This is a genomic window from Bifidobacterium sp. wkB344, from assembly GCF_003688305.1.
Taxonomy (GTDB): Bacteria; Actinomycetota; Actinomycetes; order Actinomycetales; family Bifidobacteriaceae; genus Bombiscardovia; species Bombiscardovia mizhiensis.
Genome location: NZ_NPOQ01000008.1, coordinates 37,858 through 51,175, shown reverse-complemented (window position 1 = coordinate 51,175; position 13,318 = coordinate 37,858). Strand labels below are relative to the sequence as shown.

12 protein-coding genes are annotated in these 13,318 nt (G+C 55.9%); 4 read left to right on the top strand and 8 right to left on the bottom strand.

The window, feature by feature from the left end; all coding sequences use genetic code 11:
• Positions 1–129: 129 nt before the first annotated feature.
• The 4 genes from CI601_RS00910 to CI601_RS00895 all read right to left on the bottom strand — a co-directional run bounded on the left by CI601_RS00910 (position 130) and on the right by CI601_RS00895 (position 4,631).
• Positions 130–882 (bottom strand): Fic family protein, encoded by a 753-nt coding sequence (locus tag CI601_RS00910; protein ID WP_259465268.1) that lies wholly within the window; start codon positions 880–882, stop codon positions 130–132.
• A 400-nt stretch (positions 883–1,282) separates the two neighbouring features.
• Positions 1,283–2,638, bottom strand: coding sequence for an ABC transporter substrate-binding protein (locus tag CI601_RS00905; protein ID WP_121913973.1), 1,356 nt, complete (start codon positions 2,636–2,638; stop codon positions 1,283–1,285).
• 104 nt (positions 2,639–2,742) lie between these two features.
• Positions 2,743–3,711, bottom strand: coding sequence for a carbohydrate ABC transporter permease (locus tag CI601_RS00900; protein WP_121913972.1), 969 nt, complete (start codon positions 3,709–3,711; stop codon positions 2,743–2,745).
• Positions 3,708–4,631: a carbohydrate ABC transporter permease gene (locus CI601_RS00895; protein ID WP_121913971.1), complete on the bottom strand. Its 924-nt coding sequence runs from the start codon at positions 4,629–4,631 to the stop codon at positions 3,708–3,710. The genes CI601_RS00900 and CI601_RS00895 overlap by 4 nt, the downstream gene beginning before the upstream one ends.
• A 241-nt stretch (positions 4,632–4,872) precedes the next feature.
• On the opposite strand from CI601_RS00895, the gene CI601_RS00890 reads away from it, so the two are divergent.
• Together CI601_RS00890 and CI601_RS00885 are read left to right on the top strand one after the other, a co-directional pair.
• The gene (locus CI601_RS00890; protein ID WP_121913970.1) at positions 4,873–5,895 is read left to right on the top strand and encodes a LacI family DNA-binding transcriptional regulator; all 1,023 of its coding nucleotides are present in this window, start codon (positions 4,873–4,875) and stop codon (positions 5,893–5,895) included.
• A gap of 218 nt (positions 5,896–6,113) precedes the next feature.
• Positions 6,114–6,431, top strand: coding sequence for a hypothetical protein (locus CI601_RS00885; RefSeq protein WP_121913969.1), 318 nt, complete (start codon positions 6,114–6,116; stop codon positions 6,429–6,431).
• 82 nt (positions 6,432–6,513) lie between these two features.
• Here the strand turns inward: CI601_RS00885 and CI601_RS00880 are convergent, their stop codons facing one another.
• Positions 6,514–9,462 carry a glycoside hydrolase family 3 protein gene (locus CI601_RS00880; protein WP_121913968.1) on the bottom strand — a complete coding sequence of 983 codons (2,949 nt, stop codon included), beginning with the start codon at positions 9,460–9,462 and terminating at the stop codon, positions 6,514–6,516.
• A 123-nt stretch (positions 9,463–9,585) separates the two neighbouring features.
• Complete coding sequence (locus CI601_RS00875) at positions 9,586–9,888, bottom strand: hypothetical protein (protein ID WP_024627299.1); 303 nt, start codon at positions 9,886–9,888, stop codon at positions 9,586–9,588.
• Here CI601_RS00875 and CI601_RS08495 point away from each other — a divergent pair.
• Positions 9,887–10,015: a hypothetical protein gene (locus CI601_RS08495; protein ID WP_257468465.1), complete on the top strand. Its 129-nt coding sequence runs from the start codon at positions 9,887–9,889 to the stop codon at positions 10,013–10,015. The two genes, CI601_RS00875 and CI601_RS08495, sit on opposite strands and share 2 nt — an antisense overlap.
• Positions 10,016–10,228: 213 nt before the next feature.
• A complete protein-coding gene (locus CI601_RS00870; RefSeq protein WP_024627300.1) occupies positions 10,229–10,807 on the top strand; it encodes a hypothetical protein in 579 nt (192 codons plus the stop codon).
• 564 nt (positions 10,808–11,371) lie between these two features.
• On the opposite strand, the gene CI601_RS00865 is transcribed toward CI601_RS00870, so the two are convergent.
• Both CI601_RS00865 and CI601_RS00860 read right to left on the bottom strand, forming a co-directional pair.
• Positions 11,372–12,355: a hypothetical protein gene (locus tag CI601_RS00865; protein WP_024627301.1), complete on the bottom strand. Its 984-nt coding sequence runs from the start codon at positions 12,353–12,355 to the stop codon at positions 11,372–11,374.
• 190 nt (positions 12,356–12,545) lie between these two features.
• Positions 12,546–13,121, bottom strand: coding sequence for an MGMT family protein (locus CI601_RS00860; protein ID WP_024627302.1), 576 nt, complete (start codon positions 13,119–13,121; stop codon positions 12,546–12,548).
• Positions 13,122–13,318 lie beyond the last annotated feature (197 nt).

Below are 13,318 nucleotides of genomic sequence, written 5' to 3'. Positions count from 1 at the left end.
ACGCAGTTCGGCTGACACAGGTGCCAGGCAGACCATCGAAGTCAGAGCAGCCAATCAGGCCCGGGCTGACTTACACTATGTACTGATTGCTGTGCTTGTTTGACCGTCCCAAGCCGAAAGAAGAAGAGGCTATAGAGTGGGGCTGTCCATCTGCATTCCGTGAGTCTGCTCAGGGGCGGCGAACGGCATTTCATCTTCGTTATCTCTCTGCTCGGCCAGCAGTGCCTGCTGCCGGTTCCACCTTGCCAAATGACTAATAATCGTCTGATCATTGTTGAGATAATAAGCAGCCAGCTCCCGGTCGAACCAGGTCCTGTCCTTATCATTGGTAGGCACGGTGAGCGGATGCCGGTTGCCATGCGCGAACAACAGCCCATTACCGGCGAACAACGCAGTCCTCTTATTGCCGTCGCCAAATGGCTGCATCTTGGCTAAGCCAGCGAAAAGGCGCACCGCATCCTCCAAGATGTCTTCCCCAGTTGCTCCCTCAACAGTGCTTCTTATCAGGGATGTGAGAGCGACTGCATCAGGCACGGGCGGCTCATACCCTCCCAAAGTGGTATTGACCATGACAGGGGTGCGTTCGTCGCGCAGCTTGCCGGGTTCCATGGCGGCAGTCCTTGTCAACCGCGCGTTAATGGACTTCACGTACGCCATGTCAATCGGCTCGTGAGCATAGTCGTAGTGCAGGGTGTGCTCTGCGGCCTGCCGCAGGTCAAGCAGAAGGTTGTAGTCGGCTTTGGAATTGACGACCTGGGGATTGCCCGTGCGCAGGAACTCCTCAGTGGCCATGAATGTCGACTGCAATCCATCAAAGGTTCGGCCCATGGAGTACAGAAGCCGGGCAACTTGTTTGGTGCTCAGTGATCCATACTCGCTCATGTACGTTTCCTTCTGATCCTATGCTGCTTAAGATTCTCTCATGCCAGTTATGCTTTGCATCGGCTGTTTTTACCTGACTTCCGACCAACTGGCTGGCCGTGAGTTGCATATAGCTGATTTAGCATTGACCTCTTCGGCGACATCAATCGAAAAGAGCTATACAAAATAAGTTGTGTCACCACACACGCCAGTTACGGTTATCGAAGAACACCCTCGTATTGCTCATCGGTACATAAAGGCAGGAATGGAGCCACAGTCTTCAATCTGATTCTCACTGCCATAAGTGTAAATTGAATACTGCAGGCCTACACCACGATACGTATGCAAGAGTCGGCCAGGGAAAGACCATCTCTCCCTGGCCGACCATTCATTACAGAACTACTCTGCAGAGCCTGGCTTGCTACTTTTTCACCGTGTAGCCCTGTTGCTTGGCGTAGTTCTGCAGATCCTTCTGCCAAGCAGCGATCCCCTGATCCAATGTGGCCGACTTGGAGGTGAAAGCGGTCATCTTGTCACCGTAGATTCCACGTGCGTAGACCTCAAAGGGCAGGAATTTGTAGCCAGGCAGGACGTTCTTGGCGGCCTGCGACAGGACCTCATTGAACTTCTGGCCGCCGAAGTAGGCGTTGTCCTTGCCGTTGGCATCCTTCAAGCTGGTCATAGAGAGGAACTCGTTGGACTTCAGCGTGTTGTTGTCAGCCGGGAAGGCGCCGCCATCGACACGGGTCTTAATGCCCTCGGCGTTGTGGCAAGCGTATTCCAAGAACTTATATGCGGCCTTGCTCTTGGAATCGTCCTTGGTCTTGATCATAGCCAGGGAAGACCCGCCGTTCTCGGAATTCTCTGTGCCGCCCTTCTCCCAGGTAGGCATCTGCGCCACACGCCACTTGCCGGAGGCATCAGGGGCACCAGACAGCAGGTTGTAGGGCATCCAGGCGCCGGTGAGCAAGGAGGCGATTGATCCGTCGTTGAGGCCCTTGTTCCAGTCGTCCGACCATCCGGGAATCTTCGTGTTGATCAAGTCCTCATTGATCATCTTCTGCCAATAGTCGTCCCACTTCTTGACCTTGGGGTCACCGGTCAGATTGATGGTGACGGTCTTGCCATCCTTGCTGGTCGCAAAGGGCTTGGCGCCGGCCTGCCAGGTCATGGAATCGAAGAATCCTGCATCGCCTGAGTCCGAGGTAATGTAGGAACCAACAGCCTTGATCTTCTTGGCTGCCTCGTAATACTCATCCCAGGTCGTTGGGACCTCGGTCACTCCGGCCTTGTCGAACACTTCCTTGTTGTAGAACAGAGCCATGGGGCCGGAATCCATAGGCAGCGCGTAGACGCCCCCATTCAAATTCACTGAATCCCAAGTGCCTGGCGTGTAGAAGCTCTTGTACCCGGAGGCGCCCATGTCGGACAGATCCTGCAGCTTGTCCTGAGTGGCATATTCAGGCAGTGCATAATACTCGACCTGTGCAAGGTCAGGGGCGCCCTTGTTGGCGGACAGGGCATTGTTCAAGGCCGTGTACTCTTTTTTGTTGGTGCCGACATTGGTGACCTTCACCTTGATGTCGGGATTCTTGGCTTCGAATCCCTTGACTGTCCGAGGAAGAGTCGAATCCCAGGACCAGACCAAGATTTCGGTCTTCCCCCCTTTGCCCGACGCAGAGGAACCGCTGCCCGATCCGCCGCAGCCGGCGAGTCCGAACGCCATGGCCACAGCACCTGTCAGGGCTATGACCTTCGTCATCTTTTCGAACCTCATTGTCCCTATCTCCTTTTCTGTTGTCCTTGGCAACAACACATGACTACTGATATCTTTCACTGTCCTATGGCTCAAGGCCTATAGCACGGTTTGAGTTTCTTTGGTTATTCTTTGACGGCTCCTGCGGCGAGGCCGGATTGCCAGTATTTCTGCAGGAGGAGGAAGGCGATGACCAGGGGGATGATGGTGATCAGGCTGCCGGTGATGACCAGGTTCTGGATGGCCTGCCCGCCCGCGGTGCTGGCCTGGTCCTTCCACTGGTTCAGGCCGATGGTCAGCGGGTACCAGTCCGCGTCCTTGAGCATGATCAGGGGCAGGAAGTAGTTGTTCCAGGTCGCCACGATCGTGAACAGGGCGCAGGTCACGATCCCCGGCGCCAGCAGGGGCAGGCTGATGGTGCGGAAGGTGCGCCACTCCGAGGCGCCGTCCACGCGCGCCGCCTCCAGCAGCTCGCCGGGCACGGCCTGGTCCGAGAAGATCCACATCAGGTACAGGCCGAAGGGGCTGATCAGGCTGGGGATGATCATCGCCCAGGGCGTGTTGGTCAGCCCCAGCTTCGCGAACAGCAGGAACTGCGGCACCGCCAGCGCGATGCCCGGCACGCTGATCGCGCCCAGCACCACCGCGAACACCGCCTTGCGGCCCGGGAACCGGAACTTGGCCAGCGCGTACCCGCCCATCACCGCCAGCAGCGTGGCGCCCCCAGCGCCCACCACCACGTACAGGAGCGTGTTCGCCAGCCAGCGGGCGAAGATCCCGTCCTGGTAGGAGAACACCTCCCGGATGTTGTCCCACAGGGCGAACGAGCGTCCCGGCCCCAGGCCGAACGTGCTCGTGAAATCCGCCTGCGTCTTCGTCGCGTTCACCAGCAGGTAGGCGAACGGGAACAGGCAGTACACGGCGAACACGCCGCACGCCAGCGTCAGCCACACCGACCGGCGCGGGTTCGACGGGTTCGAGAACCCGCTCGACGCCGCACGACGCCGCTCCGCCCGCTCGTCCGCCGCCACGCGGCGCGCCCGCGCACGCTCCGCCGCACGCACCCGGCGGCCCTCAGCATCCAGCACGCTCATCGCATCTGCTCCCTCATGCTCCGCAGCTGCACCGCATACGCCACCAGCATCGTCAACGCCGCCATCACAATAGCCAGCGCAGCCGCATAATTGGACTGATTGCCCGAAAAACTCAGATTATACGCATACATGTTCGGCGTGTAATACGTCGTGATCGCATTGCCCGGCACCATGTTCTGCATCACGCTCGGCTCGTTGAACAGCTGGAACGAGCCGATGATGCTGAAAATCACCGTGATCGCCAGCGAGCCCCGCAGCTCCGGCAGCTTCACCCGGCGCACCACCTGCCACTCGCTCGCCCCGTCGATCGCCGCCGCCTCATACAAGGAACGCGGCACCGTCGACAGCGACGAATAGAAGATCAGCATGTTATACCCCGTGAACTCCCACGTATTGATGTTCCCGATCGACGCCAAAAGCACCGACGGCTGCAACACGTCCACATGCGTGCCCAGCCACGCGTTCAACGAACCCACCAGCCCGTACTTCGCCCCGTACATGAACCCCCACACCAGGGCCGACACCACCGCCGGCACCGCATAGGGCAGAAACGTCGAAATACGGAAGAACCGCATCCCATGCAGACGCAGCGAATCCAAAGCCAAAGCCATCAACGCCGACAGGCACAACATGATAGGCACCTGCACCACCGTGAACACCACCACCCGGCGCACCGACGACCAGAACTGCCCATCAGCCAGCAGACGACGATAATTCGCCAACCCAACAAACACCGTCCCGCCGACCATCCGATGCTGGAACAAGGAAATCCACACCGCATACAACACCGGCACCACAAACACCACCACAAACACCACCGCAAACGGCCCCATAAACAACCAACCACGCCAACGAGAACCCATGTGGCCCCGGGGCGCACTACTCGATTGGGTAGCAGCGCCGCTAGTGACAGCAGCCATATCTGACCTTCTCCCTCGAAGCTCTGCAACAACACAAACAATCAAGCTCCGACCATATCGAACTGCAATGGACGTTCACCGGATGTTTTCGTTACCATAATAGCATGAATCAGAGAATCCAGTATTCTCTCAATCTTTGATATACTGGTGTTTATAAAATGGTGTCGCAAACATATTGTCTGCTACCAAGGAGCAACCGACGCTAAGGACGGCAAGCTCCCATGAGCTGGATCAGGTAGGCATGGGACGGAAGAAACAGGTATCGATACAGGACGTTGCACAGTTTGCTGAGGTATCGCCGCAAACGGTGTCGCGAGTCGTCAATGACAGCACGGCTGTGCGCCCCCACACCAGGCAAAAAGTGCTGAACGCCATGGAAGCCTTGGGCTATCGACCGAATTATGCCGCCAGGGCATTGAAACACGGCCGGTTCAACAACATTGGCATCGTCCTGTTCAACATCACCACATTTGGCAATGCACGCATTCTGGACGGCGCTGTGGAAGCCGCATCAGAATTCGGATATGCGGCGACCGTGCACGTCGTCAACCACTCATCGGAAATTACCTTAGCGGACATCGTAGAGCAGATGAAGCAGTTGCCTGTGGACGGCGTCATCGTGGTGCTTGAACAAAGAGTCGGCGATTTTGATCGTTTCAGACCCAGCAAGGAGCTTCCCGTCGTGCTCATCACCGAGAAGCCTTCCCCTCATTGCCCCACTATCGATGCCGACCAATACGGATGCTCGACTTCGGCTGTCGAATATCTGCTCAAAAAAGGCCACCGCACTGTTTACCACATCTCAGGCCCCTCGACCTCACGAGCTGCGGAAAGCCGGGCCAAGGGCTGGAGAGACGTCCTTCAGGCTCACGGCATCCCAGTGCCGCCGACTTATATAGGTGATTGGGAAGCAGACAGCGGGTATGAGGCAGGACGAGCCTTGGCGCATGAAGCTGATTGCACAGCCATCTATGCAGCCAACGACCAGATGGCCTATGGGGCCATTGAAGGCCTCAAGGATTCCGGCAAAAGAGTACCTGAGGATGTCAGCGTGATCGGTGTCGACGATTCTCTGATCGGGACAGTCCCCAGATTGAGTCTGACCACCATGCGCATGGATTTTGAGACCATCGGGCGTGAGGCCTTTGCCAAGGTCAAGCTCCAGTGTGAGGGAGAATACGTTCCTACAAACACCAAGACGCTTATTCCGGCAAAGTTGATCCAGCGCGGCTCGGTCATCGACATCAGCCAGCGTCAGGAATAATCAGGGTAAGGTCAGCGACCCCCTCCCCTAAACCATCCCGATTCAGCATCATTGCCTTGGCCCAAGTAGATGTCAGATCACTGGTGCCTAGACGGGCAGCAAACAGCCATGGAACGCCGGTTCGACCAACGTGATCTGGCTACTTTCGACCGCATGCTGGCCTATTTCATCACTCTGAACTCCCATGATTCCTCCCTGGCCGGGAAGGAGTCTCGCTCATGAGCGCAACCCAAGCACCAAGCACAGCAATCCCCCGCAGAGTCATCGGGGCGGTGGTAGCCACTAGCATCATGTCCTTCTGCGGCGTGATCGTGGAAACGGCTATGAACATCACCTTCCCAGCCCTCATGAGCCATTTCGGTATCGTGACCTCCAGCTTGCAATGGATGACTACCCTCTACCTGCTGGTCGTCGTCTCCATCACCCCGCTCTCAGAAACCGCAGTGGAATTTAATATCCAATACCCGAATCATGTCGTGCAGACCAGGGAAAGCCGAGCCCCTCGGGCATCGATCCCAAACAAGCAAGCCAAGTAAGGTTAAGCCTCCGATTCTGATATCAATACTAAGGCGGAGCAGGAGCCATCATGCCCCTGCCCCGCCTTGGAGACCCGAATCGTCAGGATTCCTGCTGCCCATTCTGGTCCGTCAGGTCACCACGACCAGTGACGACCGCGTCAGCCTGCGAGCGCCGACGCAGATAGCGTCTAATGAATAGAACCTCGGCGGCAATCGCGAGTATGGCCGTGAGGACATCCACGCCGATCACCATCTTCTTCCATGCTGGCATGGCATTCGCCTTGGCTCCACCGTCGTCATAGGCGCCGCTGTTCACCACCGTGTAGAGGATGTGCTTGCTGGCTTGACGCAGATACTTCACCGATGACGGGGACTTGGGATTGTCGACCACATTGGGGCCATTCCCGTACGTCGAGAGCATGGCATCAACTCCATTGGGCAGAGCGTTGTCCGCATTCATGAAGCCACGGCCGTCAGCCCCGAAGGAGTCCGTAAGAGCCATGCCCTTGAAACCCCATTCGTTGCGCATGATCGTGTTGATCCACCCCTGCTCTCCGGACCACTTGGTGCCTACGTAGTCCCAGCCGACCATGGTCGCGTCGGCCTTGCCTTGTTTGACGGACATCTCGAAGGGCCGCAGATAGACCTCTCTGGCTGCCTGCTCATTGGACCAGATGCTGACCATCATCGCATTCGAATCATAGAGGGCGAAATGCTTGATATAGGCGTATACACCCTTGGATTTGGCCCCTGCCACTGCATTGGCACCAATGACTCCGGCAAGTTCGCCATCCTCTGAGAAGTACTCAAAGTTTCGGCCGCCAATGGATGTCCTATGAGTGTTCATCGCCGGCGCATACCAGCCAACGATGCCCATCTCACGTGCCATCTTCCCCATGATCTCGCCGTACTGCCGCGCCAGGTCCGCACTCCAAGTATTGGCCAGAACCACGGCTACTGGGAATCCGAGCGAACCCTTCTTCGTGAAGTTGTTATTGATGGCTGCAGGACCATCCGCATCCGTCGTCGCCACCTTGCCGATGGAGTCGACAGCAGCCGTCTGGAAGCCAGCCATCGAGGTGAGATCGGACATGTCCTTGACTGACATCTGATCAAGCAGCTTGTCCCAGCGGGGGTCATCAGCCGACGCGCCGCGCAGCTGGGCTAGCTTCAGATTGTTCCTAGCACCTGTGGTGGGCATGGCATCCTGCTTGCGGGTGTATGTAGCCCTGTCGAAGTCAGCGTTCGTATGGTACTGGTCGACATACTTCTTGGGCAGCTCCTTCAGCGCAGGGGCAGTAGTCGCCTGCTCATAGTTGGCGAAATGATCCTTGCGGGACAGGTAGTGGACGTCACCGGCAACTTCGTCGATATGATTGGTCGCCACTGTCTTGTCGCTGGGCCTGGGATTTCCTTTTCCATAGACCACGTCCTTATCGACTGCATACTCCTTATGATCGATCACGTGATGTGAGTCGGTCTTGATGGAGATCTCGTAAGCACCGCGCTCAAGCACATAGGCCTTGTGACCCAGATAGTCATAGGAGGCCAGCCGTTCCTTGGGAATGGACACCTTGATGGTCTGGGACTGCTTGGGATCCAGCAGACGGGTCTTTTTCAATGCGATCAGGTTGGCTGTGGCTTTCTCCAGGCCGCCGTTGGTGTAAGGCGGATTGGAGTACACCTCGACCGTATCCTTGCCCGAAGCGGATCCGGTATTGGTGACGGTGACGGCGAACCCGAGCGAATCGCCCTCGTCTTTGATATCGGACATTTTCTGGCTGAAACTGGTGTAGCTCAGGCCGTAGCCGAATGGGAACTGAACTGTGGAGTCGTAGTCGATGGCACCTTCGGAGGCGGCCGTCTCGTAATACTTGTACCCGACGTAGATACCCTCCACGTAGTTGATGTATGAAGGCTTGAGCTTGAAGGTGATGCCCTTGGCCACCGGCAGGCTGACAGCCTTGCTTTTCAGGTTCTCATAGTCCGTGGCTGCGGCATTGTTCCACCACGGCGCCTTGCGCATGTCATAGAGGAAGGTGTCGGTCGTACGTCCAGACGGATTGATGCGACCGGACAGGATTTCCCCCAGGGAATCGAATCCAACATTGCCGGGAGCAGGAACCCACAGGGCGGCACGAATCTGAGGATGGTCTTTAAGGAAGCCCAACTGCATGGGGTTCGACCCGTTGTAAAGGAAAATGACCTTGTCGAAGTTTCTGCAGACCAGGTCGATCATGTCGCGCTCGGTACGGGAGGTCTGCAGATACGATTCACCTGATTGGAAGTCGGCATATTTGTCGGAATTGTTGCGATACTTGTCAGCAGGCAGCTGGCTCATATCCTGGGGCATGTCGTTGTAGCCCTCGCCACCGACTCTGGCCAGTGTGATCACCGCGGTATCCGAGAAAGCCTTGGCCTTGGTCATGATTTCATCGGTGTAGCGGTCTGCGGTGACTTCGGGCAGCGACCAACCCTTGTTGAAGGTGCTGTTTGAGGAATCCCGCTTGCCAAGTTTGGAATACAACGCGCTCAAGTCATCATTAGTCTGGAAACCGGCCTTATGCAGACCATCCTTGAGGGATTGGATGTCATAGCTGGCATTGATGGCGCCCGAGCCTGTGCCTCCGTATACGGGATTCTCCGAGGCCCAGCCAAAGAGGTTGAGCTTCTTGGTATCGGTGAGCGGCAGAAGGCCATCATCGTTCTTCAGCAGTACGAATCCTTCTCCTGCGATGGATTTGGCCACCTTGCCAGCCTGGGCAGTGGTCGCGTCCGAAATCGTCGCCTTTCCTGCCGCATCCGAGTTCATGGACAAATTCAACAGCGTGGACATGGGCCCTGTCAGTATCATGCTGACCACAGCAACCAGGGCCACCAAGGGCACGGCTATGGCGTTGGACCGGACCAGTTTGCGGACCGGAACAGACCAAAGATGAGCGAGCGCCGCAACAATAATGGCGGCAATGACGATGAGCGCGAAGACCACCAGATACCATTTGATGGCATCTATGACTCCCACCACGTCTGACCATGCTATTTGAAGCATGCTGTTAACCTCCTCGTTGAAATGAAGCTCCCATGCGGCCGGACCAATGCAATGTCACAGCCCCAAAGCCATCAACACAGATGGCCAGGAGACTTCGAAAAGTTATGTCTGTAGAAGCCAACACTATCGGACGCGCATACGTCCATCAATGCCCAAGCACAACCTGTCGTTATGCATGCATGATCTGCGAAGGACCCGGCTGATATTGATGGAGCTGCTCATACTGAATCTCTCACTCATGCCGCCATCTGCCTCTCTATGCGACGGCTGAAAACTCAGTGCCAGTGCAACGGCCACCAGGGCCACAGCCATGATGGGGAAGAGATAGATCTGCTGGTCGGACAGGTCTATGAAGGCATGGTGGTAGAGCATCAACCAGAGGGAGTAGCCGGAGGATCCGCTCCCACCCAGAATCAGGGCGGGCATGGTCGGCGTGAAGAAGGCGAAGGTGATGACGGCATTCAGATTGAAATGTTTGGTCAGCGCCAGGCCTGCGATGACCTGTGCCAGCCAGAACCAACCCGACGGCCAGACCCTTGAGCAGGCGCTGTGACTTCGGGTCTGCAGACGGTGGAGATTGAACGCGTCATGCTAATACCACGCAAACATAGCCAGCATTCGACCACTGATGATACAAGTCGGCTAATATTTGTATACTTTAAATAAAGACTTAAACCTGCTTCAGCTAATAATTGCTCTTCTAGGTTATGAAACTAAATCTAACTAACAGCGTCGTGAACCCTCCTCACCTCCCTAAGGAGAACTGATGAAGAAGACAAAGGCTTTTGGACAGACGGACTTTGATCCGGCAGAGGCATCTCAGGGGGATTCCCATGGACGCATGGAACAGTTGGCGACATTGCCAGCCCGATTCCATAGCGAAGCAAGTACGGCTGCGGCTATTTGGAAAAAACAAATAATTGCCCTGATAGCAGTATTGATGAGCGTGGCCCTATTTTCGGGCTGCCAGGGGGCGAATCAGTCAGAGCCGTCAGTGGAACAGGCCTCCGATTATTTTTCATCTTTGACAAAGTACGACGTTTCTGGTGATGGCAGCGTCAAAACCATCTCTGCAAACAAATCAGGAACCCTGTATGTACTTGCACGGCGGGGCGATTTTAAGCAGGCAAAACCCCCGCAATGCAAGGTAAATGGGCAATCCATGCAGCGATCTTCTTCAAACTTGAATTATCCTGCAGGCGACGGGCAGAATTTCTTCCCATTTGCACAAATCGACATTAAAAAGGGCAACTCGCACAAGCTCTCATGCAACCAGCCGGATGGTGTCGAAATGATTGCATTGCTCGATCCTCACGTTCGGAGCCTGCCAAAGCAGGCCGCATAATTCCGGTTATTGCTTTTCCGCGCTGTTACGACACGTCGATTCCGGCTTTAATCGTTGGACTCCTAACTCCTATTAGTAAGTGCCTCCTAAGCAACGAATCGTCTTGTCGCTTGGTCTTTTCCGATTCATAGACCGATCAGTTTGCTTCGACTAGGCCTTCCTGGATCACGGCTTCTGGTAAAAACGAGATAGGTTCTGAAGAACCAGTCAAGCGTAAATAATCCATACTTGGCACATTCACACCTGAACCGAACCACATTGCATTCTCCGGCCAATACGGCAAAGAATGCTTGAACTCCTACCGCGAAAACCAGACTGGCAGCTCAGCACCTGCATGGCCCCGGCGGTGGCCACAGCCACTACCCTGTCAGCCTATCCGAATCCAAGACGCAGAAGCCGACCGGCCCAGCGGCCGATCTTTCCTGGTGTCATCGTTCGTATTCCCCTTCCAGAACCATGAAGGGGATAGCCGACCAATTTGGTCGCACGCAAATAGATCCAGCGGGATAGGAGACATACCAAGCAACCAGTCCCGCTGGCAAATTCTTTTACTTATTCAATCATTCAGCCGATACCACAAGAACCATCTGGATTGCAGCCGTGCATTGAAGTATCCGGACGATTTAACCAGTCATTCCAATCAACCCCTCCGCCTTGAGATGCTGCCGGCGCGGGCTCTGGTACGTATCCGCCTCCACTGCCACCTCTGTTGGCGGACGGCCGGTAGGAGGGCGTGTAGCCGCTTCGGCCGTTGGTATTCGAGGACGCCGCCTGCTGAGCGGCCAGCTTGTCAGCCTGGCTCTTGGCCTGAACGGAGGCGTTCACCTGATTGATAGCCGACTGCAAGGCGTCCGCCGCATCCTGGTACGCCTTCGCTTCATCCCCCTTCACCTGGCCTGCCTGGTCGATGGCCTTCTGCAGGCCGTCACGAGTCGCATTGTCAGCCACCTTCCCATCCGAATCATCCAGCAGCCTGGCCGCCTCGTCCTTCTTCGCATTCAAGGCCACCTTCGCATCATCCAGGACCTTCGCATCCCGGGAAGCCAAAACCATCCTGGAATCCCTGCCCACAGCAGCATATGCGCCGCTCTCCTTGCCAGCCTTACCGGCGACAGCGTTCAAAGTATCCGTGGACATGGAAGCCTTGCATTGCACAGTCTGCGGTCTGAGCCCACCGGCCGCCTTCACGCTGCTGGCCAAGGCCCTGACGGCCTGAGCATCCTTGACCTGATTCTCCTTCACTCCGGATGCTTCACGGTAAACAGCCATCCGGGCCGAGCTGGTCTTCCCCTGCAGGGCCTTGACAGCCCGGCTGCAGGAGTCCAGCGCCGCATCATGCCGGCGGGACTCAAGCACGCGCCAGCCCACAAGACCAGCCACAACCACAACAGTAACGATCAGCGGAACTATCCACTTCGGATGATGCCTTTCACCCGAAGAGTCTCCCCCATCCTCTGGCACAATCGCCGGCAGGGCCGAAGTCTCGTCTTCCACAGGATTGGACACGTTCTGCAGGCCTGTGTTCCCGTCCTCCCCCTGATCCGCCATAAACACTCCTTCTTGCCCTCAACCCCTGTCTCATTTCAGGATTGGTAGATCCTGATTTCTGCTGACCATATGAATGCGAAATAGCTAATCAGTCTGTCCATCACGCGTAGAAGCAATAGACCACGACGGACGGATCAACCATCCCGCATTCATCATATGATTGGCAGAAATATGCCAAAATCTAATGGTTTTAATGCAGGCCGGCGATCTTGCGCAACTCGTTAGGCATGGTGATGACCAGATCATCAGGGATCAAGTAGTGGCCGGAGTCCGGCCCTTCGCGCACGTCGACGCCGTGGTGAATGAGCACCTCGTAGCGGGGACAATCAGAACCGCGGACAATGTCCCAGTCTGGCTCCTCGAAGGGGACTAGATAGCCACCGTAGTCAGGATTCCTCCAGTTGGAAGTAAGCACAATGGCCCCTTCCAGAGGAGTCGTCTTACCTTTAGTAGCCAGAGCCCGCCCGACGGCGATCGCCGCCTGCCCTTTCCTGCCCAGCGCCTTGGCGACCGCAGAGTATGTAGTCAGTCGTAGATGCTTTTGGCAAGCTAGCGCTTTCACTACCAGCGATACGTTTTTCCAGGACAAATCCATATCTTTAACAACTCGTTCCACCTCAGCTTTTGACAGATCAGCGGCTTCGGCAATACTCTCGATGGTCGCCCGCTCCTCATACGCCCGCTTCATGGCTTCATTGAGGCGGTTCCTTGACTCTTTCACAGCCTCATTTGCATATCCCGCTGTTGACGATAATATCGATATCATCGTTTTTCCTTTCAATTAGAATTAGTATAATTGCCTTTAGCAAAGCTTGCTAAACATATTGAATCAAACAATGATGATTGTTGCAACTGTTTTTCACTGTTGGCTGACTTCAGCTCTGGAAGGAAAGCGCAATCATCCCTCATGACACGACGATAAAGACCTCACCAAGATCGCAGAAAACAAATTTGTTAAAGAAC

Excerpts from the sequence above, each read along its gene's own strand:
- CI601_RS00910 (WP_259465268.1), bottom strand. The coding sequence starts at position 882 with ATGAGCGAGTATGGATCACTGAGCACCAAACAAGTTGCCCGGCTTCTG.
- CI601_RS00905 (WP_121913973.1), bottom strand. The coding sequence starts at position 2,638 with ATGAGGTTCGAAAAGATGACGAAGGTCATAGCCCTGACAGGTGCTGTG.
- CI601_RS00900 (WP_121913972.1), bottom strand. The coding sequence starts at position 3,711 with ATGAGCGTGCTGGATGCTGAGGGCCGCCGGGTGCGTGCGGCGGAGCGT.
- CI601_RS00895 (WP_121913971.1), bottom strand. The coding sequence starts at position 4,631 with ATGGCTGCTGTCACTAGCGGCGCTGCTACCCAATCGAGTAGTGCGCCC.
- CI601_RS00890 (WP_121913970.1), top strand. The coding sequence starts at position 4,873 with ATGGGACGGAAGAAACAGGTATCGATACAGGACGTTGCACAGTTTGCT.
- CI601_RS00885 (WP_121913969.1), top strand. The coding sequence starts at position 6,114 with ATGAGCGCAACCCAAGCACCAAGCACAGCAATCCCCCGCAGAGTCATC.
- CI601_RS00880 (WP_121913968.1), bottom strand. The coding sequence starts at position 9,462 with ATGCTTCAAATAGCATGGTCAGACGTGGTGGGAGTCATAGATGCCATC.
- CI601_RS08495 (WP_257468465.1), top strand. The coding sequence starts at position 9,887 with ATGGTCGGCGTGAAGAAGGCGAAGGTGATGACGGCATTCAGATTGAAA.
- CI601_RS00875 (WP_024627299.1), bottom strand. The coding sequence starts at position 9,888 with ATGCCCGCCCTGATTCTGGGTGGGAGCGGATCCTCCGGCTACTCCCTC.
- CI601_RS00870 (WP_024627300.1), top strand. The coding sequence starts at position 10,229 with ATGAAGAAGACAAAGGCTTTTGGACAGACGGACTTTGATCCGGCAGAG.
- CI601_RS00865 (WP_024627301.1), bottom strand. The coding sequence starts at position 12,355 with ATGGCGGATCAGGGGGAGGACGGGAACACAGGCCTGCAGAACGTGTCC.
- CI601_RS00860 (WP_024627302.1), bottom strand. The coding sequence starts at position 13,121 with ATGATATCGATATTATCGTCAACAGCGGGATATGCAAATGAGGCTGTG.